The following is a 24,836-nucleotide window of genomic DNA, read 5'->3' as shown; positions in this document are numbered from 1 at the left end:
CCTGACTCACCCATCGGTGGATCCTCAACTGCAGGAGTGCTCCTGAGGTTGAGGATCCACCGATGACAGGCACGGACGGCAGGCTCGAGCAGGCCATGGGCGTCTGCTCCGTCGAGGCCCTTTCGGAGATCGAGACCAGAGCCAGCCGAGGCGACGCAGCCCCACCCCCTCCGCAGCTCGACGTCGCAGATCAGCGACTCCGGCCTGGAACGCAGCGAGCCCGACCCGCAGCAGCGGATCGGGCTCGACGAGCGGGCGAGGCTCAGGCGGCGATGTGCGCCTGGAGCAGCCAGCGGTCCTTGGTGAGGCCACGCTCGATCTCGATGGCGACGTCCTGGCTCGACAGGTCGATGTCGTCGAGGCCGGCGACGGCCGCGCGCACGGTCACGAGGGCCGCGTCGATCTGCGCGACGGTCTGCGCGACGGTGGTCTGCCAGGGCTGGAAGCCGTCGGACAGCGCCGGCAGCGTCGACTTGGCGGCCACGGTGGCCAGACGCGAGTCGAGCGGGAGGCCGAGGGCGACGATGCGCTCGGCGGCCGTGTCGGCGAAGTCCTGCGCGTGGGCGACGAGGTCGTCGAGCAGTGCGTGGACGCCGGCGAAGCTGCCGCCGCGCACGTGCCAGTGGGCCTGCTTGCCATCGACGACGAGGGCCTCGAGGTCGTGGACGACGGGGGTGAGGAACTGGGCGACGCCGGCCGCGATCTCCGACGTGGTCGCGAGGGCCGAGGGGGCGTCGGTGTGGGTGGTCGAGGTCATGTGGTGCACGTCCTTCTCAGTCAGGTTCTTCCTTCTACAACCACCACCCTCGCGGGAAATTCCATCGTGCGCAACGAAGATCAGCCTCCCCTCACGGAGCCCAGGCTCACCTGTCCTGGCCGCGGAACCGACGCAGGCGCAGGCTGTTGGTCACGACCAGGACGCTGCTCGCGGCCATCGCCAGACCGGCGATCATCGGGTTGAGCAGGCCGGAGACGGCGAGCGGGATCGCGGCCACGTTGTAGGCGAACGCCCAGAACAGGTTCGTCTTGATCGTGCGCAGGGTCGCGCGGGCCAGCCGGACCGCGTCGACCGCGGAACCGAGGTCGCCGGAGACGAGCGTCAGGTCGGACGCCGCGATGGCCACGTCGGTGCCGGTGCCCATAGCGATGCCGAGGTCGGCGGCGGCGAGCGCGGCGGCGTCGTTCACGCCGTCGCCGATCATGGCCACGACGCGGCCCTCGGCCTGCAGCCGCTGCACGGTGCGGAGCTTGTCGTCGGGGGTCACCTCGGCCTCGACCTGCTCGATGCCCACCTCCTGCGCCACCGCGTCGGCGACCACCCGGGCGTCACCGGTGAGGAGCACGGGCTCCAGACCCAGGTCGCGCAGGTCGGCCACGGCCTGGCGCGACGTCGGCTTGACCGTGTCGGCCACCGTCACGGTGCCGATCAGCGCACCGTCCGCCTCCACGGCGATGGTGGTGCCCACGTGCGCCGACGACGCGACGTCGTGGCCGAGCCAGCCCGGACGACCGGCCCGGACCATCACCCCGTCCACGACACCGCTCACGCCCATGCCGGGGTGGTTGGCGAAGTCGGTGACCGGAAGCGGCTGGTCGACGAGCGCGGCGACGGCGCGCGCCACCGGGTGCTCCGACGCGTGCTCGACGCCGGCGGCGAGCGCCCGGAGCCGTCCGATCTCGACGCCGGGTGCCGGGGCGACGTCGACGACCCGCATCTCGCCCGTCGTGACGGTGCCGGTCTTGTCGAGCACCACGGTGTCGATGCGCCGGGTCGACTCCAGCACCTGCGGGCCCTTGATGAGGATCCCCAGCTGCGCGCCGCGACCGGTGCCCACCATGAGGGCGGTGGGCGTGGCCAGCCCGAGGGCGCAGGGGCAGGCGATGATGAGCACGGCCACCGACGCGACGAACGCCTGCGTGAGGGTCCCGCCGATCACGAGCCACCCGGCGAAGGTCAGCAGGGCCAGCGCGATGACGCCGGGGACGAACCAGGCGGACACGCGGTCGGCGAGGCGCTGCACCTCGGCCTTGCCCTCCTGCGCCTCCTCGACGAGCCGGGCCATCTGCGCCAGGCGGGTGTCGGAGCCGATGGCGGTGGCGCGCACCACGAGCCGGCCACCGACGTTCACGGTCGCGCCGGTGACGGCGTCGCCCTCGCCGACCTCGACGGGCACGGACTCGCCCGTGAGCATCGACTCGTCGACCGCGGACGCGCCGTCGACGACCTCGCCGTCGGTGGCGATCGTCTCGCCGGGCCGCACCACGAACACGTCGCCGACCGCGACGTCGTCGATGGGGACCTGCTCCTCGCGGCCGTCCCGCAGGAGCGTGACGGTCTTCGCGCCGAGGTCCATGAGGGCCCGCAGCGCAGCGCTGGACTGCGTCTTGGCGTTGGCCTCGAGGTAGTGCCCGGCGAGCACGAAGGTGGTGACCACGCCGGCGACCTCGAGGTAGATCTCGTGGGACCCGCCACCGGTCAACGACCACTCCATCCGCATGCCGAGCATCCCGGCACCGCCGAAGAACAGCGCCCACAGCGACCACAGGTAGGCCGCGCCGACGCCGACGGACACGAGGGTGTCCATGGTCGCGGCGCCGTGCCTGGCGTTCGTCGCGGTGGCGCGGTGGAAGGGCCAGGCACCCCACGTGACGACGGGTGTGGCGAGGGCCAGGGCCACCCACTGCCACCCGGTGAACTGCGTGGCCGGGACCATCGACAGCACGAGGACCGGCAGGCTCAGGACCGCCGACACGACGGCTCGCCGCCGCATCGAGGGGGCCCCGTGGAGACCTTCGTGCCCGGCGTGGTCGCCGTGCCCGCGGTGGGCGTCGGGCAGCGTGGCCTCGTAGCCGGTGGCCGCGACGGCGTCGAGCAGCACCTGGTGGTCGGTGCCCTCGGGCACGTGCACGGTGGCCTTCTCGGTGGCGTAGTTGACGCTCGCCTCCACGCCGTCGAGCTGGTTGAGCCGCTTCTCGACGCGCATCGCGCACGACGTGCAGCTCATGCCGTGCACGTCGAGGCGGACGGTCTCCTGGGTGTTCACGACGCGGGTCCTTCCAGGGTGTAGCCCGCCTCGGCCACGGCCGACGCGACGGCGTCGAGCGACGGCTCGGAGGGGCCGGTGACCGTGACGTCGGACGTGCCGCCGGGGACGAGCGCGACGGTGACGTCGGTGACGCCCTCGACGGACGAGAGCTCCTGGGTGACCGCGGCGACGCAGTGCTCGCAGGTCATGCCGGTGACGGCGTAGGTGGTGGTGCTCATGGTGTGCCCTCCTTCGGGCGGGGAATCGGTGGGCTGCTGATCAGGACCGGACGAGCCGGGCGATCGCGGCCGAGGCCTCGGCGACCTTGGCGTCGGCCTCGGGTCCGCCCTTGCGGGCGGCGTCGACGACGCAGTGCGCGAGGTGCTCGTCGAGCAGCTTCAGTGCGACGGCCTCGAGGGCCTTGGTGGTGGCGCTCACCTGGGTGAGCACGTCGATGCAGTAGGTGTCGTCCTCGACCATGCGGGTGAGTCCGCGCACCTGGCCCTCCACACGACGCAGCCGGGCCAGCACCGCCTTCTTGTCGTCGGAGTAGCCGGGGACGACGCCGGCCTCGGTGGTGGGATCGTGGATCTCGGTCATGCCAGCAGCCTCGTCATCTCGGTGATCTCGGCGCGCTGGGCGTCGATGATCGCCCGCGCGAGGGCCTTGGCCCGGGAGTCCTGACCGTCGGCGATCTCGGTCTCGGCCATCTCCACGGCGCCCTCGTGGTGCTCGATCATCATCTGTAGCCACATTCGGTCGAAGTCGGTGCCGGTGGCCGCGGCGAGCGCACTCATCTGGTCGTCGCTCATCATGCCGGTCATGCCACCCATGTCGTGGTCGCCGTGGTCCTCGGCCTTCGCGTCCCAGTCCTCGAGCCAGCCCTGCATGGTCTCGATCTCCGGCTGCTGGGCGTCGCCGATGCGGCCGGCGAGGTCGCGCACCGGATCGGACGCCTCACGGGCGGGGTCGAGCGCCAGCTCGGACATCTCCACCGCCTGCTGGTGGTGCGGGATCATCTGCTGGGCGAAGGTCACGTCGGCGGGGTCGGCCGAGACGGTGTTCGGCGAGCCGCAGCCCGCGAGCGCCACGGCGGCGAGGAGGACGAGGATGAGTCGGTGCATGCCTCCTGTATACCCCTAGGGGGTAGGGGTTTCAAGTCGCCCGCTCGTCGATCGATCCGTCAGAGGTCCTACGCTCGCCCCATGAGCGACGTTCCCGGCCTCGACGGCGTGCTCGGCGTGGAGCACGTCGAGCTGACTCCCGACAAGGTGGTCGTGCGGTTCACGATCACCGAGCACCACCTCCAGCCCTTCGGCATCCCCCACGGCGGCATCTACTGCGCGGTCCACGAGTCGACCGCGAGCGTGGCCGGGCAGATGTGGCTGGGCGAGAAGGGTGTCGTGGTCGGCACCAACAACTCGACCGACTTCATCCGTCAGGCCAAGGTCGGCGACACGATCACGGTCACCGCGACCCCCATCCACCGAGGCCGCACCCAGCAGCTCTGGCACCTCGACTCGACCGGGGCCGACGGCAAGCTGATCGCGCAGGGCCAGGTGCGTCTGGCCAACCTCGACCAGCCCATCCCGCCCGAGGTGCTCGAGAAGTTCGTGGGCTCCTACCGCACCCCGTAGACTGGGGTGGTCGGCGCGACTGGCGTTGAGGTGGATACCACCAGGGAGCCCGACCTCCGCACGACTGCACCAGACAAGGGACCGTTCGCCTGGGCCCCGCGTCAGCCCCGACACCGCTGACCCGAGGACGTCCCCCATGATGATGACCGTGAACCCCCACGCCACCCAGCCGGCCACGACGATCGACGACGCCGACGTCAAGGTCCTGCTGCTCGAGAACATCCACGCCGACGGACGCGACTTCCTGCGCGGCAAGGGATACGACGTGCAGACCAACGCCGGTGCGCTCGGCGAGGACGAGCTGATCGAGGCGATCCAGGGCGTCCACCTGCTCGGCATCCGTTCCACCACCTACATCACGCCGAAGGTGCTGGAGGCCGCCGAGGACCTCATCGCCATCGGTGCCTTCTGCATCGGCACCAACCAGATCGACCTCGAGGCCACGAGCGCCAAGGGGGTGGCGGTCTTCAACGCGCCCTACTCCAACACGCGCTCGGTCGTCGAGCTCGCGATCGCCGAGATCATCTCCCTCGCCCGTCGCCTGCACGAGAAGTCCACCGACATGCACCGCGGCGTGTGGAACAAGTCCGCCGCCGGCAGCCACGAGGTGCGCGGCCGCACGCTCGGCATCGTCGGCTACGGCAACATCGGCAGCCAGCTGTCGGTCGTGGCCGAGGCGCTCGGCTTCAAGGTCGTCTTCTACGACATCGACGACAAGCTCGCCCTGGGCAACGCCCAGCGCTGCTCCACGCTGGAGGAGCTGCTCGAGCAGGCCGACGTCGTGACGCTGCACGTCGACGGTCGCCCCGGCAACGCGGGCCTGTTCGGCGACGAGCAGATGCGCCTCATGAAGCCGCGAGCGCTGTTCCTCAACCTGAGCCGTGGCATCGCCGTCGACACGACGGCCCTGCGCGCGCACCTGGAGTCCGGTCACATCGCCGGCGCCGCGCTCGACGTCTTCCCGGTCGAGCCCAAGCGCCAGGGTGACCCGTTCGAGTCCGAGCTGCGCGGCATCCCGAACGTCATCCTCACGCCGCACGTGGGTGGCTCCACCGAGGAGGCGCAGCAGGACATCGGCCGCTTCGTCGCCTCGAAGCTCCGCTCCTACGCGGCGTTCGGCAGCACGTCGCTGAGCGTGAACTTCCCGGAGATGAACCTGCCGGCCGACAACAGCCGACAGCGGATCGCGCTCGTGCACCAGAACGCTCCCGGCGTGCTGGCCACCATCAACGGCCTGCTCGGCGAGCGGGGCGTCAACATCGAGGCGCAGTCGCTGTCGACCCGCGGCCAGCTGGGCTACGTCGTGACCGACGTGGCCGAGGCCGTCACGGCCGACGTGCTCGGCGAGCTCGCCGCTCTCCCCGAGACCGTCCGGCTGCGGCAGCTCAGCTGATCGGGTGAGCCCGCTGCCGGTGGCGCTGCGCCCCAACCTGATCGACCACTTCTACCGAGGTGGTGGTCGGATCGCGGCGCTGCGCGGCATCACGACGACGTCGGACCACCAGCCCGAGGAGTGGATCGCCGCCACGGTCTCCCGCGAGGGCGACACACGCCTCGGCCTGTCGTCCACGCAGGACGGCACGCTGCTGCGCGACCTCGTGGTCGCCGACCCGCAGACGTGGACGGGAGGCGTCGGCGCGTGGCCCGGCGACGTCGGCCTGTTGCTCAAGCTGCTCGACGCCGGACAGCGGCTGCCCGTGCACGTGCACCCGGACCGTTCCTTCGCCGCCCGGCACCTCGACTGCCCGTACGGCAAGACCGAGGCGTGGCTGGTGCTCGACGCCGAGCCCGGTGCCGCCGTCCACCTGGGCTGGGTCGACGACGTGGACCCACGCGACGTGGTCCGCGCCCGCGACGAGCAGGACGGCGCGTGGATGCTGCGGCACATGCACCGCATCGAGGTGCGCCGCGGCGACGGGATCCTGGTGCCGGCCGGCACGCCGCACGCCATCGGCGAGGGCGTGTTCGTGGCCGAGGCGCAGGAGCCGACCGACTTCTCGATCCTGCTGGAGTGGTCGATCACGACGTCCACCCGCGACGAGTCGCACCTGGGGCTCGGCTTCGACCTGGCCATGCAGGCCCTCGAGCACGCCGCGACGTCGACCGAGAGGCTGGCCGAGCTGTCGGTGCACCGCGACCTCGACGCCGCCGCGGACCCGCTCACGTCGCTGCTGCCGACGGAGGCCGACCCGTTCTTCCGCCTCGACCTCGCCGTCGACGGTGCGGTCGTTCCGGCCGGCTTCGCCGCCCTCGTGGTGCTCGACGGATCGGGGACGCTCCGCTGCGCCGGGGGTGACCTGGCGATCGCCAGGGGCCAGACCTACGCCGTGCCCGCCGCGGCCGGCGACTGGCACGTGACCGGCTCGGCCCGCGTGCTGGTGGCGCGTCCTGGCACGGCCTGACCGCGAGGCGTCACCGCTTCCGCCGCCGGCGAGCCCGTCGTCTCAGCGCAGGCTGAACGGCGGGTAGTCGTCGGTCAGCAGGTAGGCGTAGGCCGAGACGCGCTGGTTCCAGCGCAGCCACCCGACGACGAAGTCACGCATTCCCTCGGGCCAGCGGCCGAGGACGATGACCGCGAAGAAGCCGATGACGTGCACCACGGCCGCCGCGATGGTGACGAAGTACAGCACGAACATCTGAGGGATCAGCATCAGGATGCGGAAGAAGATCGTCAGGCGGCTCCGTCCCTCGACCTGGGGCACCACGTCGATGTGCACGTGCGGGTCGGTGCCGGGGTCGGCGGTCGACGCGTCGATCGCGAACTTCGGGTACGTCCCGTGCAGGAATCCTGCGTAGGCGCTGACGCTCGCCGAGTAGCGCAGGTACATCGCGATGAGGTCGAGCAGGGCACGCGGAACCCGTCCGAGGATCACACCGCAGAACCACGCGGCGATCACGGCCAGGCTCGCAGCGATGCCGATGACCCACAGCACCACGAAGTGCGGGATCGCCAGGATCCACTGCACGAGGGGACGCCAGCGTGCCACGCGATCCGGCAGGTCGAAGGTGATCGTGACCGGGTAGCCGCCGGGCGCCGGCGACGTCGGCGGTGTGGTCGGGGGAGGGGGCGGCTGCACGCTCATGCTGGATCCTTCTCTCGGTTCACGCGAAGGCTATCGCCAGATCGCCGAGCGTCTCGGCACATCCGGCGTCGATCTTCACGGTCGCGAGCGGGTCGCCGCGCGTGGGCCCGCGGTTCACGACCACCACGGGGGTGCCGAGGGCCGCGGCACGTCGCACGAAGCGCAGCCCGCTCATCACGTGCAGGCTCGAGCCCAGCACCAGCACGGCCGACGCCTGCGCCACGAGGTCGAAGCAGTGCTCGACCACCGGTTTGGGCACGCTGCCGCCGAAGAACACGACGTCGGGTCGCAGCCGGCCACCGCACACGAGGCACGGGGCGACGACGAAGCCGGACGTGTCGTCGAGCTGCACGTCGCCGTCGGGTCCGTGCACGACGGTCTGGTCGCTCCAGCCGGGGTTGAGCTCCTCGTGCCGCCGCTGCACCTCCTCGCGCGGGGTGACGTCGCCACAGTCCATGCAGAGCACCCGGTCCACCCGACCGTGCAGGTCCACGACGTCCTGGTGCCCGGCGCGCTCGTGCAGGCCGTCGACGTTCTGCGTGACGAGACCGACCAGCCGACCCTCGCGCTCCCACTCCACGAGGGTGTGGTGGGTCGCGTTCGGCTCCGCGTGCCCCATCCGTGACCACCCGAGGTGCGCCCGCGCCCAGTACCGCTGCATCGCCTCGGGGCCCGAGCGCAGCTGCTGGATGGTCATCGGCGTGGGCGTCGAGAGACGGCCCGGCCCCCGGTAGTCGGGGATGCCGGAGTCGGTGGACACGCCGGCCCCGGTCAGGACCAGCAGGCGCCCTGCGGACACGATCCGGGCGGCCTGCTCCACCCCACCGCGATCCGTGCCGACGTCCACGCCGTCGAGCCTACGTCCGGTCCGGCGTCAGCGCCCGGTCCACACGGGCGGTCGCTTCTGCGCGAACGCCGCCACCCCTTCGCGGGCGTCGTCGGACAGCAGCACGGGGCTGGCCAGCTCGCTCTGGCGCGCGAAGCCTTCGTCGGGCGACCACCCGGGTGCCGCGTCGACCATCCGCTTGCCCACGGCGACCGAGAGCGGGGCGTTGGCGGCGATCCGGTGCGCGAGGTCGAGGGCGTGCTCCAGCGCCTGGCCGGACGGGACGACGGCGTTGACGAGCCCGACCTCGGCCAGTCGGGCGGCCGGAAGCGCGTCCCCGACCAGGGCCAGCTCGAGCGCGACGGCGCGGGGCAGCCGGGTCGACACGCGCCACAGCCCGCCCGCGGCCGCGAGCAGCCCCCGCTTCACCTCGGGCAGGCCGAAGGTGGCGTCGTCGGCCGCGACCACGAGGTCGGCGCACAGGGCCAGCTCGAACCCGCCCGCCAGGGCGGCACCCTCCACGGCGGCGACCGTCGGCTTCGTCGGTGGTTCGGCGGTGAGCCCCAGCGGACCGCGCCGGTCCGTCACGGGGACCTCGCCCCGGCTCGCCCCGGCCAGGTCCATGCCCGCGCAGAACGTGCCTCCTGCGCCGGTGAGCACGATGGAACGGATCGTGTCGTCGGCCTCGGCGTCGTCGACGGCACGCTCCAGGAGCTGGGCGGTGAGCCGGTCGATCGCGTTGCGCACCCGAGGGCGGTCGAGCGTGACCACCCAGACGTCGTCGCCGTCGCGCGCGGTGCGCACGGGTGCCGGCGGCGGGCCGGGCAGCGGCTGCCGGTCGCCGACCAGCACGAGCCGGTCCTCCTCGATCCGGAGGGTGCGACGCAGGGGATCGGCCGAGGTGAGCAGCGCGACGTCGTCGGCGCTCTCGCGACGCAGCAGCACCCGAGCGCCGTCGGCCGTGAGTGCCGCGACGATGGCGGCTTCCGCGCTGCCGTCGCGGTCACGCAGGACCGTCACCGCCTCGACGACCGCGTCCCCGTCGAGGTCGGTGAGGGCAGGCCGGGGTGCCGGTCGGTCGAACGCCGGGCGCAGGTGCGCGAACCGTCGCTCCGGGGGCCGGGCGGAGTAGACGCCCAGGGCGTGCTTGGTGGCGTACCAGCCGAGCGAGCTCGACAGGCCGTACGCGTCGGGCTGCTCGCGGAGCAGCGGCACGAGGGACGCCACCGCGTGCAGTCCGTAGCCGTTGCCCGGCCCGCCCGCCGACGTCAGTCCGCCGGTGACGCTGAGCGGACGCGCCGGGTCGTCCCACGGCAGGCCGAGCGCCTGCGCGCCCAGCTGCACCGCCGCGGGGAAGCACGAGTACAGGTCGACCGGTCCGAGGTCGTCGGCGGTGATGCCGGTGTGGTCGAGCACGGCAGCGCCTGCGGCCGCGATGGCCGGCGACGAGGCCAGGTCGGCACGTTCGGAGACGAACCACTCGTCCGTGGCGCTGGCGCCGGCATGCAGGAAGACCCACCTCTCCTGGGCGATGCCGAGGGCGTGCGCGGCCGCGACGCTCGTGACGACGACCCCTGCGGCGAGGTCGACCTGCAGGTTCGCGCACATCAGCTTCGTGTACGGGTCGCTGACCGCTCGGTTGTCCGGGGTCGCGGTCGCGATCTCGTCGGCGGTGCGCTCGGTCCGGTCCCACGCGTAGGGGTTGTCGACGGCCACGGCGCTGTGCCGGGCCCACAGGTCGGCGATCCGGGCGCGGTGCGCGGCCTCGTCGGTCCCGGCGGCACCACGCAGCGCCGACTCCAGCAAGGCGTAGGCGTAGATCGGGGCCCCGAGGCCGACGCTCGTCTCGGCCTCGTTGTTCGCGGGACGGTCGGTGCCGATGACCCGGTCCGGTGCGGCGTCGGCCGGCTGACGGGTCCAGTCCGGCTCCCGGCCCTGCGCCTGCAGGGCGGCGACCGTGGCGCCGGCCTCGGCACCGCTCACCAGCACGACGTGCGCGCGACCTTCGGCCACCTCGTGGGCTGCGTCGTTCAGCGCGAGCTGTCCACCGTCGCCGCCGTAGGGCGAGGTCTGGACGGTGCCGGCGTCGTCGGCACCCACGAGTCCGGCCACGAGCCCGGCCTGGTCGGGGTAGGTCCAGGAGGCGCTCGGCACGGCGTGGACCAGGTCGGCCCGGGCGAGCAGGTCGGGGCCGATGCCGCTGTCCTCGGCCGCGGCGCGCAGTGCCTGTGCCGCCATGGAGGCCGGTTCGATCGGGTCGGCCAGGTCCGGCGCGCGGACCACGACCTGGCCGACGCCGACGAGGACCGGCGTCGTCGGGTCGAGCAGCCGCCCGCTCGTCTCGTGCAGCACGGGCTCGTCGGGGATGCGTGCGGGCCCGCCGCTGCCGGTCAGCAGTCCGGCGAGCGCGTCGAGCGACGTGGCCAGCGCGGTCTCGACGCTGCGCACGGCGGTGAGGCCCACCGGCCCCCGCACCGGCGGTCCGTCGAGTGCTCCGTCGAGCCGGACGGCCGAGCCGCCGTGGTGCGCCACGACCGTGCACCACAGCCCCACGGTGATGCCCATCGGGCCCGTGCCGCGCAGGGCGAAGCCGTCGGCGTCGGCGCGCTCGACCTGCCAGCGCGCCTGCGCCGGGATGTCCATGAGCGAGATTTGCTGCATGAACTCCGTGCCCTCGACCATCCGGTCCGGTCGGTCGCCGCGCCAGCTGAGGTGGAGGGTGAGCCACTCGTGGGCGCGGTCGAGGTCGGTGGCGAGCGCGACCACGTCGGCGGGTGGGGCGGCCACGTCGCGCTGGGCGTGCACGTGCCGCGCGTAGCCCTGGGCGCCGGCGGGCGCGGGAACGTCGACCGTCGGTGCCGGTGGGGCCGACGCCGGCCGCACGCGCGCGACCAGGTCGGTCGCCATCACCTTCGCGGTGCTCGCGAGGACCGGCGCGACCGTGCGTGCGCCTTCGATCCATCGCGTCCCACGGGACCTCGATGCCATGGTCACTCCTTGATCCCGTCCGACCAGACTGTTTCGTCGATCATCGCTGGTCGCCCCCTCGCGCGCAAGGCGCCCGCCCCACGCTGCCGGGTAGGGTCGCGGCCATGTCGACGTCCCGGCGCCCTCAGCAGGAGCGGTCCGTCGCCACGCGCGAGCGCCTGCTCGAGGCAGCCTTCACCTGCCTGCTCAAGGGCGGGTACGGCGCGACCACGGTCGGTCACGTGCAGCAGCAGGCCGGTGTCGCGCGCGGCACGCTGCTGCACCACTTCCCGACCCGCAGTGCGCTCATGGGCGCCGTCGTGGAGGACGTCGTCGAGCGGCGGCTCGAGCTGCTCACCACCGCTCGCGACGACGACCCCGCCCCCGCCAGCTGGGACGACGTGGTCGACCTGGTGTGGCGCGAGCTGCAGTCGCCGGCCTTCGCCGTCGCGCTGGAGCTGTGGGTGGCCGCTCGCACCGACGACGACCTGCGTGCCGCGCTGCTGCCGCTGCAGGAACGCATCTACCGGACGGTCCACCGGGGCGTCACGCGTCTGGTCGGCGCCGACCACCCCCGGAGCCCGATGCTGGTGCAGTTCACGATCGACCTGCTCACCGGTGCGCACCTCGCCGGGATCCTGAGTCCGCGGGCAGGTACCTCCGACGTCGTCGACGCCTGGAAGGTCGCGCTGCGCGAGCTGGCGACCTCCGATCAGTCGGACGTGCGCCGGCTGTAGGCGATCGCCGCCGATCCCAGCGCCACGAACACCGCCGTCAGCACGACGCACACGACGGCGACGGCCCCCGCGCTGGACTCCGCTGCGTCGAGGAAGCCGTAGGGCACCGGCGCGGTCTGGGTGGGCGTGAGCAGGAACGTCGGCTCGGCCACCTGCGCGCGGACGAGCGTGTAGGTGAGCCACAGCACCGGGAACGCCAGTCCACCCAGCGCCGACCAGTCGAGGCGGGTGCGGGGCCGCAGCGCGAGGAAGCCCACGACCGTGGGGATCGGGACGACGTAGTGGAAGATCTTGTCGAGCCACCACTCCACGCCCGTCATGTCGACGTTGCCGGCCAGCACCGTCGCGTAGACGATGCCGGTGACGGTGATGCCCGTCAGGCTCGCCAGCCTCAGCATGCCGAAGGCGCGACCGCCCCGGTCGGGCCGTATCGCGAGCAGCGTGCACGTGACGACGACCAGGATGTTCGACTCGATGGTGAAGTAGCTGAACAGGTTCACCAGGCTGCGACCCTCGTCCGCCGTCAGGATCGTCTGGCCGACCAGGGCGACGAGGCCGAGGACCGCGGTGGTGGCGTGCCAGAGTCGGGTCACAGCGCCACGGTCCCACGGATCCCGACGACGGTGCGTCCGCCGACCCACGTCGTGTCCCCGTCGCGCTCCACGTGCACGCGGCCGCGTCGACCGAGTGCGGTGCCCTGGGCGGCCACGTAGCGGTCGGGCAGCGTCCCCTCGGCGACGAGCCACTGGGCGACCGCGGCGTTGAGGCTCCCGGTGACCGGGTCCTCGCCCACCCCGCCGGGGAAGAAGGCACGGACCTCCAGCGCCACGTCGCCGTCGGGGTGCAGGCCGACGAGACCGACCTTGTCGTGGGCGCCGCTCGCCCCGAGCAGGTGGGCCCGGTCGCCGTCGACGGCGAGAACCGTGGCCGCGTCACGCAGCAGCAGCCCCATCCAGCCAGGGCCGTTGTCGCACCAGTGAGCCGTGACCACGTCGTGGGCGTGCAGGCCGAGCGCCGACGTGACGGCCTCGACCTCGGCGGGATCGACGGGACCGGAGCGCATGCGTTCCGGAGCAGCGAAGGCCAGCAGGTCGTCGTCCTGGCGCACGGCCACCAGACCGACGCCGCACTCCTGCACGAGCCGGTCGCCTGACCGCGGCTGCCCGCCGGCCTCGAGCCAGGCGCGGGCCGAGCCGAGCGTGGGATGACCGGCGAACGGGAGCTCACCGCCGGGGGTGAAGATCCGCAGCCGGTAGTCGGCGTCCGGGACGGTGGGGGTGAGCAGGAAGGTGGTCTCGCTCAGGTTGGTCCACCGGGCGAACGCGGCCATCGCGTCCTCGTCGAGGCCGTCGGCGTCGTGCACGACGGCGACCGGGTTGCCGAGCCCGAGGGTGTCGGTGAAGACGTCGACCTGCGAGAAGGGGAGCATGCTCGAACCCTAGGCGTCCGCGAGCTCGACCAGCTTCGCGACGGTGAGCAGGTTGCGGCCCGTGCCGTGGTGCCCGAGCAGCTTCGCGATGCGGGCCGGGGTGAGCCTCGTGCCGGCCACGCCGTCGGAGTAGCGGATGTGCAGGTCGCGGCCGATCACACGCACCTCGTCGCCACCCCAGTCCGTGCTCTCGAAGGCCTGGACCGCGTCGGGAGCGGGTTCGGCGAGGAGGAAGTAGACGTGCGAGAACTTCGCCTCCACCACCTCGAACGGGTGGGCCTGCAGCGCCGCGCGAAGCTCGTCGACGTCGCGGGAGATGACCTCGCGGAAGAACCCGAACCTCTCCTGCACCGCCTGCTCGAGGGCGCGGTCGAAGGTGGCCGGGTCGCCCGGGGGCGTGCAGAGCAGGTTGCCGGACGCGATGTAGGTGCTCACGTCGGCCGCGCCGAGGCCGGACGCGAGGTCCCGCAGCTCGGCCATGGGCAGCTTCGCGCCGCCGACGTTGACCGCTCGCAGCAGGTGGATCCGTGTCATGGACCCAGTATGTCGACGGTCGTCCTGATCGCGCCAAGATGCGGATCGCCGCGAAACCCGTACGTTGAAGGGCGCCCCACGACGAAATACGTCAGGGTAGAGGGAGGGAACCGCATGATCATCCTCGGAGTCATCCTGCTGATCCTGGGCGCAGTCCTGGACATCTCGATCCTGTACACGATCGGCGGCATCCTGCTGGTCGTCGGTGTGATCCTCTGGATCCTCGGCGCCACGGGCCGCGCGGTCGGCGGCCGGAACCATTGGTTCTAGGCCCGACGAGCACGACGACGCCCCCGCACCGAACGGTGCGGGGGCGTCGTCGTGTGCGGGTGACGCTCAGGCGCGAGCGCGCACCTGGCGGTAGATCAGCAGGGCGACGATGGCGCCGACGATCGACAGGATGAGACCGCTCGTGGAGAGGTCCGTGACACTGCGGTCGGACGAGAACAGCGCGCCGATGAGGCCACCGACGAACGAGCCGACGACGCCGAGCACGATGGTGGCGAGGATGCCCATCGAGTCCTTGCCGGGGACGATGGCGCGGGCCAGGAGGCCGGCGACGAGACCGATGATGAGAAGCCAGATGAGGCCCATGATGGGGGTCCTTTCGGTTGGGTACGGACGGATCACGTCCGACGATCAACGCTAGGGATTCCTGACGAGATCGCACCTCGAGATAATTCTGAGGGGGTCCACATCGTCCCCTCACGCACTCCTCATCAGGCGTTCCTAGCGTCGTGGTCATGGACGTCCGTACCCTGATCGACCGACCCGAATCCACCGTGGCCCTCGTCGTCAACACCAACGCACGGCAGGGCGCGCTCGCCCTCGACCGTGCCGAGCGTCTGGTGCTGGAGCATCCCCCCGCCTCCTTGCGCAGCCATGCGGTGCACTCGGGCGCCGAGCTCGTCGCCACCCTCGACCGCGTCATGGCCGACGCCCCCGACGTGCTCGTCGTCGGCGGTGGCGACGGCACGGTCTCGTGCGCGGCGGCGCGGGTCGCCGGCACGAGCACCGTGCTCGTGGTGCTGCCGCTCGGCACGGCCAACGACTTCGCCCGCACGCTCGAGATCCCCGTCGACGTCGAGGCGGCGGTCCGCGCCGTCCTCACCGGCGAGGTCGTCGACGTCGACCTGGGACGCGTGAACGGCCACGCCTTCGTCAACGTCGCGTCCCTGGGGCTCTCGGTCGCGGTCACCGAGCGGCTCACGCCGGGTCTCAAGCGTCGGCTCGGACCGGCGGCCTACCCGGTCGCGACCCTCGCGGCGTTCCGTGGGCACCGGGGCTTCTCGGCCCGGCTCGAGCTCGACGGCCACGAGTCGCTCGAGCTCGACGACCTGCTGCAGGTCGCCGTCGGCAACGGCCGGCACTACGGCGGCGGGAACACGGTGGCGCCGAACGCCTCGCTCGACGACCACCTGCTCGACGTGTACGCGATCGAGAGGGGGCGCCTCGCCGACCACGTCTCGATCGCGCGGCTGCTGAGGAGTGGCCGGTTCGTCGAGCACGAGCGCGTGCACCACCTGACGACCCGCCGCGTGCGGGTGGTCACCGACGATCCGATGCCGATCAACCTCGACGGCGAGCTGCTCGCGACCACGCCGGCGGAGTTCACCGTGGAGCGCAACGCGGTGCGCGTGGCGGTTCCCCGGGGAAGCCGCGCCGCCCGCCTCGACGACGCGGCCTGAGGGTCAGAGGGTCGGGTCGTCCCCGACCTTGACCAGCAGCTTGCCGACGTTGCGGCCGGTGAGCAGACCACGGAAGGCGTCCACCGCGTTGTCGAGTCCGTCCACGACGTCCTCGAGGTAGGCCACCTTGCCCTCGGAGACCCACTGGCCCATCTCGCGGGCGAAGTCGGCGCCGTGGCTCTGCGTGAACTCGTCCTGGATGAAGCCGCGGACGGTGAGGCTGCGCGACAGCACGAGGTTCATGAACCCGGGGAAGCTCAGCGACGACTCCGGGGCCGACGTGGCGTTGTAGTTGGCCACGAGCCCGCACACCGGCACGCGCGCGTAGGTGTTGGTGCGGCGCAGCACCGCCTCGCCGACCGGCCCGGCGACGTTCTCGAAGTACACGTCCACCCCGTCGGGCGTGGCGGCCTCGAGGTCGTCGGCGAACGTCGGCGAGCGGTGGTCGAGCGCGACGTCGAAGCCGAAGTGCTCACGCAGCAGCCGCACCTTCTCCTCGTCGCCGGCGATGCCGACGGACCGGGCGCCCTTGAGTCGGGCGATCTGGCCGACGGCCGAGCCGACCGGGCCGGCGGCCGCCGCGACGACGACCGTCTCGCCCTCCTTCGGCTTGCCGATCTCGAGCAGTCCCGCGTAGGCCGTGAAGCCCGGCATGCCCAGCACACCCAGAGCGGTCGAGACGGGCGCGACCGACGGGTCCAGGCCCTTCATCTGACGCGCGTCGACGACGGCGTGCGTCTGCCAGCCGATGAACGCGAGCACCAGGTCACCGACCTTCCGGTTCTCCGCGCGGGACTCCACGACCTCGCACACGGTCCCGCCGAGCACGACGTCGCCGAGCGCGAGCGAGGCGGCGTACGACTTCGCCTGGCTCATCCGGCCGCGCATGTACGGGTCGAGCGACAGGTACACCGAGCGCAGCAGCACCTGGCCCCCCTGCAGCTCGGGCAGGTCGACCGTGACGGTCTCGAAGTCGCTGTCCTTCGGCTCGCCGACGGGGTAGGCCGCGAGGCGGATCTGGGTGGTCTCCATGATGTGTTCTCCCTCGATGTGGATGGTTCAGATGCGCGCAGCGAGCTCGGTCGCCTGCTTGATGGCGCGCTTGGCGTCCAGCTCGGCGGCGACGTCGGCGCCGCCGATCACGTGCGTGGTCACGCCGGCGGCCTCGAGCGGCTCGACGAGGTCGCGCACGGACTCCTGACCGGTGCACACCACGATGGTGTCCACCCGGAGCAAGAGCGCCTCCCCGGTCTCGTCCTTCTCGTCACGACGGACGGTCACGTGCAGGCCGTCGTCGTCGATGCGGTCGTAGGTGACGCCACCCACGAACTCGACCCCGGAGTCCTTCAGGGTCTGGCGGTGCACCCAGCCGGTGGTCTTGGCCAGGCCCTTGCCGTGCGCGGAGTGCTTGCGCTGCAGCAGGTACACCTGCCGGCGCGGCGGCGCCTGCACCTTGGTCGTGAGTCCGCCGCGCTCCAGGGCGGGGTCGGTCACGCCCCAGCGCTGCATCCAGTGCTCGAGCGACTCGTGCACGTCGTGCAGCAGGAACTCCGACACGTCGAAGCCGATGCCGCCGGCGCCGAGCACGGCCACCGTGTCGCCGACGGGTGCACCGTTCACGACCTCGTCGTAGCGCAGGACGCTCGGGTGCTCGATCCCCGGGATCGTGGGTATCCGAGGCTCGACGCCCGTGGCGAGGACGACCTCGTCGAACGCTCTGCCCTCCTCCGCCCGTGGCCCGGAACCCCCGCCGGTCAGGTCGTCCAGGTCGGCCCGACGCCCGAGGTGCACGGTCACGCCGCGGACCTCGAGCATGCGCGTGTAGTAGCGGAGGGTCTCGACGAACTCCTCCTTGCCGGGGATGCGCGCGGCGAGCTTGAACTGCCCGCCGATCGTCGCGTCGGACTCGAACAGCTCCACGGCGTGGCCGCGACCCGCCAGCTCGACGGCGGCGGCGAGCCCGGCCGGACCCGCACCGACGACGGCCACGCGCTTGGCCGCGCGCGTGGGCAGCAGCACCAGCTCGGTCTCGTGCCCGGCCCGCGGGTTGAGCATGCAGGTGGCGCGCTGGTTCTTGAACGTGTGGTCCAGGCAGGCCTGGTTGCAGGCGATGCAGGTGATGATCTCGTCGCTGCGGCGCTCGGCGGCCTTCGCCACGAAGTCGGGGTCGGCGAGCAGCGGACGGGCCATGGAGACCAGGTCGGCCTGGCCGGACGCGAGCACCTGCTCGGCGACCTCGGGGGTGTTGATGCGGTTCGAGGCGACGACCGGCACGGCGGCGCCGTTCTCGGCCAGGGCCTCGCGCAGCCGCCCGGTGAGCGGCGCGAAGGCCGCGCGCGGCACCGACGTGACGATGGTGGGCACGCGGGCCTCGTGCCAGCCGATGCCGGTGTTGATGATCGAGACGCCGGCCTCCTGGACCTTGAGCGCCAGCTCGACCGTCTCGTCCCACGACTGGGCGTCGTCGACGAGGTCCAGCAGGCTCTGGCGGTACATGATGATGAAGTCGTCGCCGACCAGCTCGCGGGTGCGCCGCACGATCTCGACGGGGAACCGCATGCGCTTCTCGGCCGTGCCGCCCCACGCGTCGTCGCGGGTGTTCGTGCGGGCGGTGATCATCTGGTTGATCAGGTAGCCCTCGGAGCCCATGATCTCGACGCCGTCGTACCCACCGCGCTGGGCCAGCGCCGCCGCCTTGGCGAAGTCGGTGGCGGTGCGGTCGATCTCCTTGGCCGAGAACGCACGCGGCCGGAAGGGGCTGATGGGCGACTTGCGACGCGACGCGCTCTTGACCAGCGGGTGGTAGCCGTAACGACCGGCGTGCAGGATCTGCATCGCGATCTTGCCGTCGTGCTCGTGCACGGCGTCGGTGACCACGCGGTGGGCGTCGGCGAACGAGCCGTTGTTCATGGTGCCGCCGAACGGCAGCAGCCAGCCTGTGCGGTTGGGCGAGAAGCCGCCCGTGACCGACAGCGCCACGCCACCCTTCGCGCGCTCGGCGAAGTAGGCGGCGAGCTTCGGCAGGTCCTTGCGCCGGTCCTCGAGCTTGCTGTGGATCGAGCCCATGATCACGCGGTTGCGCAGCGTCGTGTGGCCCAGGTCGAGCGGGCTCAGCAGGTGCGGGTAGTCCTGGTGGTCGGGCTGGGTGAACGGGCTGGGCTGCGACGACGGGGGCTGGGTCGGGGTGCTCATACTGGTCCTGTGATCTCGAGAGTCTCGGCGTGGGTGCTCGTGGTGGCAGGCGTCTTCAACGTGGTCATCTGGCCGCGGTTCGCGAAGGCGATCGTCGACGACGAGCGCGCGTGGGCCGGCGAGGCCTGGAGCAGTGCGCCCACCGCGTTCTTCTGGGTGCACGCGGTGCTCATCGGCACGGCTGTGACCCTCGGACTCTGCGTGCTCGTCATCGGGGTGCGGGCCCTTCGAGCCGGGCGAGGATCTCGTCGCACCAGCTGATCGCGGTCTGCTCGCCGAGGATCCCGCCGCGCAGCACGAGCCACGGGCCGACGTCGGCGGCGTCGAGGGCGTCGGGGTCGGGGTAGAAGCGCTCGGCGCTGGCCTCGTAGTAGCTGAGCTTCTCGGCGTGCTCGGCACGCTTGCGGTGCACGTCGGCCAGGATCGCGTCGCGGTCGCCGTGCTCGAGGGCACGCAGCTTGACCGCGAAGGCCGACCGCAGCGGCTCCATGGTCGACGGCTCGGTGGTGAACCGGACCAGCTCCGCACGGCCGGCGTCGGTGATGGCGTAGACCTTCTTGTCGGGCCGTCCGTCCTGGGCCACGACCTGCGACGTCACGAGGTCGTCGGCGTCCATGCGGCCCAGCACCTTGTAGATCTGCTGGTGGCTGGCCTTCCAGAAGTTGCCGATCGAGGCGTCGAAGCGGCGCGCCAGCTCGTAGCCCGTGGCGGAGCGTTCCGCGAGGGACACGAGGATCGCGTGCTCGAGCGCCATGGTCCGAGAGTACATATGCAACCAGTTGCACAGCAACAGTGACGCCTAGAGTGACGTGCATGTCGATCTTCGCCGTGACCTACACCTACGGAGCGCCCGAGGAGCAGCTCGCGACGCTGCGCACCGAGCACCGCGACTACCTCGCGAACCTGCCCGAGCTGCTGATCAGCGGCCCGGCGTCCGACAGCCGCGAGGCGGTGCTGGTGTTCCGCGCCGACTCGCGCGAGCAGGTCGAGGCCCTCGTGGCCGCCGACCCCTTCGTGGCTGCGGGATTCGTCGGTGAGCACGTGGTGCGCGACTGGAAGCCGATCCTCGGCTCACTGGCCGGGCACTTCACGGCCTGACGACGGGCGCGCCGTACGATTTCGCCCATGCGCCTGACCCCCCTCCCCATGGTTGCTGCTGCCGCTGCTGCAGCCACGCTCGCCCTCGCCACCGCCTGTGCCCCCGCCGACGAGTCGGACTCCTCCGACGACTCCGCCGGCGCCGTCTCGCTGGACCAGTGCCAGGGCGACGACCTCGACCTGCACGAGTCCGGAACCCTGACGATCGCCACCGACACCCCCGCGTACGAGCCGTGGTTCACCGACGACGACCCGACGAACGGCAAGGGGTACGAGGGCGCCGTCGCCCGCGCGGTCGCCCAGAAGCTGGGCTTCGGGCCCGACGAGATCACGTGGATCACGCAGGGCTTCAACGAGGCGGTCAAGCCGGGCGACAAGGCGTTCGACTTCGACGTCAACCAGTTCTCGATCACGAAGGAGCGCGAGAAGGTCGTCGACTTCTCCAGCCCGTACTACAAGGCCCAGCAGGGCGTGATCACCCTCGAGGACTCCGAGTACGCCGACGTCACGAGCCTGGCGGACCTGAAGGACGCCAAGGTCGGTGCCCAGGTCGGCACCACGTCGCTCGAGGCCACCGAGCAGCTCGGCCTGTCGTCGGACCCGCTCGTCTACGACGACACCTCCAAGGCCGCGCAGGCGCTGCAGAACGGCCAGGTCGACGCGATCATCGCCGACGTCCCCACCGCGTTCTACCTCGTGTCCGCCGAGCTCGACGGTGCGACGCTCGTCGGCCAGTTCGAGCCGCGCACGGGTGAGTCCGAGGAGTTCGGCCTGCTGCTCGACAAGGACTCGCCGCTGACCCCGTGCGTGAGCGCCGCGGTCGACGCGCTCGCCGACGACGGCACCCTCGAGAAGCTGCAGACGCAGTGGCTGTCGACCGAGGTCGACGTGCCCGAGCTGAGCCAGTCCTGAGCACCCACCACCAGCCCAGCGAGCGCCAGCAGGCCCGGGAGCGGTACCGCCGCTCCCGGGCGCTGCGTCGCGGGGGCGTCGCGGCGGGGTCCACCCTCGTGGTCCTCGCCGTGGTGGTCCTCGTCGTGCTGAACGCCCCCGGCTGGGAGCGGGTGCAGCGCACCTTCTTCGACTGGCAGGACGCGAAGGACTCCGCCGGACCGATCGCCGAGGCCTTCTGGCTCAACGTGCGGCTGTTCCTCGTGTGCGAGGTGCTGATCCTCGTCGTCGCCCTCGTGGTCGCGGTGGTGCGCGTGGTCCCGTCGCCGGCCATGGCCCCGCTGCGGCTCATCGCCACGGTGTACACCGACGTCTTCCGCGGCACGCCGACTCTGCTGGTGGTGCTGCTCGTGGGCTTCGGCGTCCCGGCGCTCAACCTGACGGGACTGCCGACCAGCCTGTTCTGGCTCGGCGTCGTCGCGCTCACGCTCAGCTACGGCGCCTACGTGGCCGAGGTGATCCGCGCCGGCATCCTGTCGGTCCACCCGACGCAGTGGGCGAGCGGCCGCGCCCTCGGGCTGTCCTACGGGCGCACGCTCCGTCATGTCGTGCTGCCGCAGGCCCTGCGCCGCCAGGTGCCGCCGCTGCTCAACGACTTCGTGTCGCTGCAGAAGGACACCGCCCTGCTGTCGACCATCGGCCTGGTCGAGGCGCTGCGGCAGGCCAACATCATCTCGAACCGCGACTTCGTGTTCACGCCGCTCGTGGTCTCCGCCGTGCTGTTCATCGCGGCGACCATCGTCATCGCGCGGGTCGCCGACTGGCTGTCGATCCGCAGCATGCGCAGGGAGGCGGGTGCCTGATGCTGAGGATCGAGCAGCTGCGCAAGTCGTTCGGCTCCACCGAGGTGCTGAGGGGCATCGACCTCGTGGTCGAGCCCGGGCAGGTCGTCTGCCTCATCGGTGCGTCCGGCAGCGGGAAGTCGACGTTGCTGCGGTGCATCGACCTGCTGGAGACCGTCGACGACGGGACCGTCTGGCTGGCCGACGACGCGGGGTCCGAGCAGGACATCACCGATCCCCGCGTCGACATCGACGCGATCCGACGCCGCATCGGCATCGTCTTCCAGGCCTACAACCTCTTCCCGCACCTCAGCGTGCTGCAGAACCTCGTGCTCGCGCCGACGAAGGCGGCGGGCGTGTCGAGGGCCGACGCCCGGACGCGGGCCCTCGCGCTGCTCGACCGGGTCGGCCTGGCCGACAAGGCGTCGGCGTACCCGGACTCCTTGTCCGGTGGTCAGCAGCAGCGAGTCGCGCTGGCCCGCGCCCTGGCGATGGATCCCGAGGTGCTGCTGCTCGACGAGATCACGTCGGCGCTCGACCCCCTGCTGGTCGGTGAGGTCCTCGACGTCGTCCGCGGCCTGCGGGCCGACGGCATCGCCGTGGTCATGGCCACGCACGAGATGTCGTTCGCACGCGAGGCGAGCGACGTCGTGGCCTTCCTGGCCGACGGCGAGATCGTCGAGATCGGTCCGCCGGAGCAGCTGTTCGAGGCCCCGCAGGACCCGCGCACCGCGGCGTTCCTCGCGCGGTTCCGCGCGTGACCTAGCCTCGAGCCATGGACCTCGAGGACCTGCTCGGCGCGGGCGCGCACGGCTACTTCGCGGGCGGTGCGGGTGACGAGATCACGTTGCGTGCCAACGAGGCCAGCTGGAGCGACGTGCGGCTCGCGCCGCGGGTGCTCGTCGACGTCGGTGAGCGGGACCTGTCGGTCGACCTGCTGGGCCGACGTCGCTCGCACCCGGTCGTGGTGGCGCCGATGGCCTACCAGCGGCACGCCCACGAGGACGCCGAGCGCGGCACGGCCCGGGCCGCGGCCGCCACCGGCTCCACGTTCGTGCTGTCGTCGCAGACCACCACGTCGCCGGCCGACGTCGCGCGGGTGGCGGGCCCGGACCGTTGGTTCCAGCTCTACGTGTTCAAGGACCGGCAGGTCTCGCTCGACCTGGTGGCCGAGGCGAAGGAGTCCGGCTACGAGGCGCTCGTGCTCACGGTCGACTTCCCCGTGGCGGGGTGGCGCGAGCGCGACAGGCGCACGGGGTTCAGCGTCACGCACCCGATCGCGCTCAACCCCGGCGGTGCTCCGCTCACCACCGAGCAGATCTTCGCCATGCACGACCCCACGCTCACCTGGGACGACGTGCACACCTTCGCCGAGGCCGCCGGGATGCCGCTGCTGCTGAAGGGGATCCTGCGCCCGGACGACGCCGCTCGGGCGGTCGACGTGGGGGCGGCGGGTGTGATCGTGTCCAACCACGGAGGACGCCAGCTCGACACCGTGCTGACCGGGGCCGAGGCGCTGCCCCCGGTCGTCGAGGCCGTCGACGGTCGGGCCGCGGTGCTCGTCGACGGAGGCATCCGGCGGGGCTGGGACGTGGCCAAGGCGTTGTGCCTCGGTGCCGACGCCGCGCTGGTCGGACGACCCGTGCTCTGGGGCCTGGCGCGTGACGGTGCCGCCGGGGCGCAGGCGGTGCTGGAACAGCTGGTGGCCGAGCTCGACTCGACGCTGGCCCTGCTGGGCTGCCCGCGTGCGGAGGACCTCGACCCCTCCTACCTCGTCAGGCGCTGAGCCGCTCGCCCGACGCGGTGTCGAACACGTGCACCGCGTCTGGGTCAGCGACGAGGGTGACCTTCTCGCCGGGCGCGATCCCGGCACGACCGTCGATCCGGGCCACGACGCGCTGACCGCCGGCGGGCGGACGGCCGTACAGGTAGGCCTCGGACCCCAGCTCCTCGACGAGGTCGACGACGACGTCGAGACCGGTCTCCTCCGGCCCGGCGAGCCGCAGCGCCTGGGGCCGGAGCCCGAGGGTCACGCCGTCGGCACCGGCGCGGGCGACCGCCGTGCGATCGAGGGGCAGGTCGAGGACGTCGGGCGGGAGCAGGTTCATCGACGGCGACCCGATGAAGCCGGCGACGAACAGGTTCGCCGGCCGGTCGAACAGCGCGAGCGGGGTGTCGACCTGCTGCAGCACGCCGTCGTTCAGCACGGCGACCCGGTCGCCCATGGTCATCGCCTCGACCTGGTCGTGGGTGACGTAGACGGTCGTGGTGCCGAGGCGACGCTGCAGGGCCGAGATCTGGGTCCGGGTCGAGACCCGCAGCTTGGCGTCGAGGTTCGAGAGCGGCTCGTCCATGCAGAACACCTGCGGCTGCCGCACGATCGCCCGGCCCATCGCGACCCTCTGGCGCTGGCCGCCGGAGAGGGCCTTGGGCTTGCGGTCGAGGACCTTCGTCAGGTCCAGCATGGTGGCGGCCTCGGCCACCCGTGCGGCGCGCTCGCTCTTGGGGACGCCGGCGACCTTGAGGGCGAACGCCATGTTCTCGCCCACGCTCAGGTGGGGGTACAGGGCGTAGGTCTGGAAGACCATGGCGATGTCGCGGTCCTTCGGCGCCACGTGGGTCACGTCCCTGTCGCCGATCCAGATGCTGCCGTCGCTGATCTCCTCGAGGCCGGCCAGCATCCGCAGCGACGTGGACTTCCCGCAGCCGGACGGACCGACGAGCACGAGCAGCTCGCCGTCGTCGACCGTGAGGTCGAGGTCGGCCACGGCCGGGCGCTCGGCACCCGGGTACGTGTGTCGGGCCTGGACGTACCGCACCTGTGTCATGGCTCACAGTGGATCACATCACGGGCCGAAGTGGAAGCGCTTCCATCTATTTTGTGGT

At 71.9% G+C, this 24,836-nt stretch carries 28 protein-coding genes; 12 read left to right on the top strand and 16 right to left on the bottom strand.

Translation table 11 applies throughout. From position 1 onward, the window contains the following. Positions 1–262: 262 nt before the first annotated feature. The 5 genes from ASF35_RS02460 to ASF35_RS02440 form a co-directional block, all read right to left on the bottom strand. Complete coding sequence (locus ASF35_RS02460; protein ID WP_055962296.1) at positions 263–757, bottom strand: Dps family protein; 495 nt, start codon at positions 755–757, stop codon at positions 263–265. 106 nt (positions 758–863) lie between these two features. Beyond that, positions 864–3,044 carry a cation-translocating P-type ATPase gene (locus tag ASF35_RS02455; protein WP_255354043.1) on the bottom strand — a complete coding sequence of 727 codons (2,181 nt, stop codon included), beginning with the start codon at positions 3,042–3,044 and terminating at the stop codon, positions 864–866. Beyond that, complete coding sequence (locus ASF35_RS02450) at positions 3,041–3,265, bottom strand: heavy-metal-associated domain-containing protein (RefSeq protein ID WP_055962293.1); 225 nt, start codon at positions 3,263–3,265, stop codon at positions 3,041–3,043. Before ASF35_RS02450 ends, ASF35_RS02455 begins: the two co-directional genes overlap by 4 nt. Before the next feature lie 40 nt (positions 3,266–3,305). Beyond that, complete coding sequence (locus ASF35_RS02445; RefSeq protein WP_055962290.1) at positions 3,306–3,626, bottom strand: metal-sensitive transcriptional regulator; 321 nt, start codon at positions 3,624–3,626, stop codon at positions 3,306–3,308. After that, on the bottom strand, positions 3,623–4,150 hold the full coding sequence (locus ASF35_RS02440) for a DUF305 domain-containing protein (protein ID WP_055962287.1): 528 nt from the start codon (positions 4,148–4,150) through the stop codon (positions 3,623–3,625). The genes ASF35_RS02445 and ASF35_RS02440 overlap by 4 nt, the downstream gene beginning before the upstream one ends. 81 nt (positions 4,151–4,231) lie before the next feature. On the opposite strand from ASF35_RS02440, the gene ASF35_RS02435 reads away from it, so the two are divergent. The 3 genes from ASF35_RS02435 to ASF35_RS02425 all read left to right on the top strand — a co-directional run bounded on the left by ASF35_RS02435 (position 4,232) and on the right by ASF35_RS02425 (position 7,065). Further along, positions 4,232–4,663, top strand: coding sequence for a PaaI family thioesterase (locus ASF35_RS02435; protein ID WP_055962284.1), 432 nt, complete (start codon positions 4,232–4,234; stop codon positions 4,661–4,663). Between the two features lie 136 nt (positions 4,664–4,799). Further along, positions 4,800–6,056 carry a phosphoglycerate dehydrogenase gene (gene serA / locus ASF35_RS02430; RefSeq protein WP_055962281.1) on the top strand — a complete coding sequence of 419 codons (1,257 nt, stop codon included), beginning with the start codon at positions 4,800–4,802 and terminating at the stop codon, positions 6,054–6,056. Between the two features lie 4 nt (positions 6,057–6,060). Further along, positions 6,061–7,065, top strand: a complete 1,005-nt coding sequence (locus tag ASF35_RS02425) for a class I mannose-6-phosphate isomerase (RefSeq protein WP_055962278.1) — start codon at positions 6,061–6,063, stop codon at positions 7,063–7,065. A gap of 42 nt (positions 7,066–7,107) precedes the next feature. Here the strand turns inward: ASF35_RS02425 and ASF35_RS02420 are convergent, their stop codons facing one another. The 3 genes from ASF35_RS02420 to ASF35_RS02410 are packed head-to-tail and all read right to left on the bottom strand — an operon-like array spanning position 7,108 to position 11,560. Then, positions 7,108–7,746: a DUF4389 domain-containing protein gene (locus ASF35_RS02420; protein WP_055962275.1), complete on the bottom strand. Its 639-nt coding sequence runs from the start codon at positions 7,744–7,746 to the stop codon at positions 7,108–7,110. A 19-nt stretch (positions 7,747–7,765) separates the two neighbouring features. After that, positions 7,766–8,593: an NAD-dependent protein deacetylase gene (locus ASF35_RS02415; RefSeq protein WP_055962272.1), complete on the bottom strand. Its 828-nt coding sequence runs from the start codon at positions 8,591–8,593 to the stop codon at positions 7,766–7,768. A gap of 27 nt (positions 8,594–8,620) precedes the next feature. Then, positions 8,621–11,560 (bottom strand): crotonase/enoyl-CoA hydratase family protein, encoded by a 2,940-nt coding sequence (locus ASF35_RS02410; RefSeq protein ID WP_200931713.1) that lies wholly within the window; start codon positions 11,558–11,560, stop codon positions 8,621–8,623. Between the two features lie 104 nt (positions 11,561–11,664). On the opposite strand from ASF35_RS02410, the gene ASF35_RS02405 reads away from it, so the two are divergent. Next, complete coding sequence (locus ASF35_RS02405) at positions 11,665–12,276, top strand: TetR/AcrR family transcriptional regulator (protein WP_055962270.1); 612 nt, start codon at positions 11,665–11,667, stop codon at positions 12,274–12,276. Here the strand turns inward: ASF35_RS02405 and ASF35_RS02400 are convergent. Genes ASF35_RS02400 through ASF35_RS02390 form a run of 3 tightly spaced genes read right to left on the bottom strand, consistent with a single transcriptional unit; the run spans position 12,252 to position 14,239 of the window. Further along, complete coding sequence (locus ASF35_RS02400) at positions 12,252–12,869, bottom strand: Pr6Pr family membrane protein (protein ID WP_055962267.1); 618 nt, start codon at positions 12,867–12,869, stop codon at positions 12,252–12,254. The genes ASF35_RS02405 and ASF35_RS02400 overlap by 25 nt on opposite strands. Beyond that, entirely contained in the window at positions 12,866–13,705 is an 840-nt protein-coding gene (locus ASF35_RS02395; RefSeq protein ID WP_055962264.1) for a PhzF family phenazine biosynthesis protein, read from the bottom strand. Before ASF35_RS02395 ends, ASF35_RS02400 begins: the two co-directional genes overlap by 4 nt. 9 nt (positions 13,706–13,714) lie before the next feature. After that, the gene (locus ASF35_RS02390; RefSeq protein WP_055962261.1) at positions 13,715–14,239 is read right to left on the bottom strand and encodes a DUF1697 domain-containing protein; all 525 of its coding nucleotides are present in this window, start codon (positions 14,237–14,239) and stop codon (positions 13,715–13,717) included. Between the two features lie 114 nt (positions 14,240–14,353). On the opposite strand from ASF35_RS02390, the gene ASF35_RS18280 reads away from it, so the two are divergent. Beyond that, a complete protein-coding gene (locus ASF35_RS18280; RefSeq protein WP_164468785.1) occupies positions 14,354–14,509 on the top strand; it encodes a DUF6131 family protein in 156 nt (51 codons plus the stop codon). Between the two features lie 66 nt (positions 14,510–14,575). On the opposite strand, the gene ASF35_RS02385 is transcribed toward ASF35_RS18280, so the two are convergent. Beyond that, the gene (locus ASF35_RS02385) at positions 14,576–14,833 is read right to left on the bottom strand and encodes a GlsB/YeaQ/YmgE family stress response membrane protein (RefSeq protein ID WP_055962257.1); all 258 of its coding nucleotides are present in this window, start codon (positions 14,831–14,833) and stop codon (positions 14,576–14,578) included. 149 nt (positions 14,834–14,982) lie between these two features. Here ASF35_RS02385 and ASF35_RS02380 point away from each other — a divergent pair, with 149 nt between their 5' ends. Further along, on the top strand, positions 14,983–15,927 hold the full coding sequence (locus ASF35_RS02380) for a lipid kinase (protein WP_055962254.1): 945 nt from the start codon (positions 14,983–14,985) through the stop codon (positions 15,925–15,927). Positions 15,928–15,930: 3 nt separating this feature from the next. Here the strand turns inward: ASF35_RS02380 and ASF35_RS02375 are convergent, their stop codons facing one another. Then, positions 15,931–16,959 carry an NADP-dependent oxidoreductase gene (locus tag ASF35_RS02375; protein WP_055962252.1) on the bottom strand — a complete coding sequence of 343 codons (1,029 nt, stop codon included), beginning with the start codon at positions 16,957–16,959 and terminating at the stop codon, positions 15,931–15,933. A gap of 27 nt (positions 16,960–16,986) precedes the next feature. After that, positions 16,987–19,119 carry an NADPH-dependent 2,4-dienoyl-CoA reductase gene (locus ASF35_RS02370; protein ID WP_082495333.1) on the bottom strand — a complete coding sequence of 711 codons (2,133 nt, stop codon included), beginning with the start codon at positions 19,117–19,119 and terminating at the stop codon, positions 16,987–16,989. Positions 19,120–19,128: 9 nt separating this feature from the next. Here ASF35_RS02370 and ASF35_RS02365 point away from each other — a divergent pair, with 9 nt between their 5' ends. After that, positions 19,129–19,380, top strand: a complete 252-nt coding sequence (locus ASF35_RS02365) for an SCO4848 family membrane protein (protein WP_055962249.1) — start codon at positions 19,129–19,131, stop codon at positions 19,378–19,380. Here ASF35_RS02365 and ASF35_RS02360 read toward each other — a convergent pair. Continuing rightward, the gene (locus tag ASF35_RS02360; RefSeq protein ID WP_055966061.1) at positions 19,328–19,873 is read right to left on the bottom strand and encodes a PadR family transcriptional regulator; all 546 of its coding nucleotides are present in this window, start codon (positions 19,871–19,873) and stop codon (positions 19,328–19,330) included. The two genes, ASF35_RS02365 and ASF35_RS02360, sit on opposite strands and share 53 nt — an antisense overlap. 59 nt (positions 19,874–19,932) lie before the next feature. Between ASF35_RS02360 and ASF35_RS02355 the strand changes: the two genes are divergently transcribed. The 5 genes from ASF35_RS02355 to ASF35_RS02335 are packed head-to-tail and all read left to right on the top strand — an operon-like array spanning position 19,933 to position 23,736. Next, entirely contained in the window at positions 19,933–20,217 is a 285-nt protein-coding gene (locus ASF35_RS02355; protein WP_055962246.1) for a YciI family protein, read from the top strand. Between the two features lie 27 nt (positions 20,218–20,244). Then, positions 20,245–21,129, top strand: coding sequence for an ABC transporter substrate-binding protein (locus ASF35_RS02350; RefSeq protein WP_055962243.1), 885 nt, complete (start codon positions 20,245–20,247; stop codon positions 21,127–21,129). Further along, positions 21,084–21,971 (top strand): amino acid ABC transporter permease, encoded by an 888-nt coding sequence (locus ASF35_RS02345; protein WP_235493080.1) that lies wholly within the window; start codon positions 21,084–21,086, stop codon positions 21,969–21,971. Before ASF35_RS02350 ends, ASF35_RS02345 begins: the two co-directional genes overlap by 46 nt. Next, the gene (locus ASF35_RS02340) at positions 21,971–22,711 is read left to right on the top strand and encodes an amino acid ABC transporter ATP-binding protein (protein WP_055962240.1); all 741 of its coding nucleotides are present in this window, start codon (positions 21,971–21,973) and stop codon (positions 22,709–22,711) included. Before ASF35_RS02345 ends, ASF35_RS02340 begins: the two co-directional genes overlap by 1 nt. Positions 22,712–22,725: 14 nt before the next feature. After that, positions 22,726–23,736 carry an alpha-hydroxy acid oxidase gene (locus ASF35_RS02335; RefSeq protein ID WP_055962236.1) on the top strand — a complete coding sequence of 337 codons (1,011 nt, stop codon included), beginning with the start codon at positions 22,726–22,728 and terminating at the stop codon, positions 23,734–23,736. Here the strand turns inward: ASF35_RS02335 and ASF35_RS02330 are convergent. Then, positions 23,726–24,778 carry an ABC transporter ATP-binding protein gene (locus ASF35_RS02330; protein WP_055962233.1) on the bottom strand — a complete coding sequence of 351 codons (1,053 nt, stop codon included), beginning with the start codon at positions 24,776–24,778 and terminating at the stop codon, positions 23,726–23,728. The genes ASF35_RS02335 and ASF35_RS02330 overlap by 11 nt on opposite strands. Between the last annotated feature and the right edge of the window lie 58 nt (positions 24,779–24,836).

The organism is Aeromicrobium sp. Leaf291, from assembly GCF_001423365.1.
Lineage (GTDB): Bacteria > Actinomycetota > Actinomycetes > Propionibacteriales > Nocardioidaceae > Aeromicrobium.
Note: the sequence above shows the minus strand (reverse complement) of the source record. Positions and strands in the feature narration are given on the sequence as shown.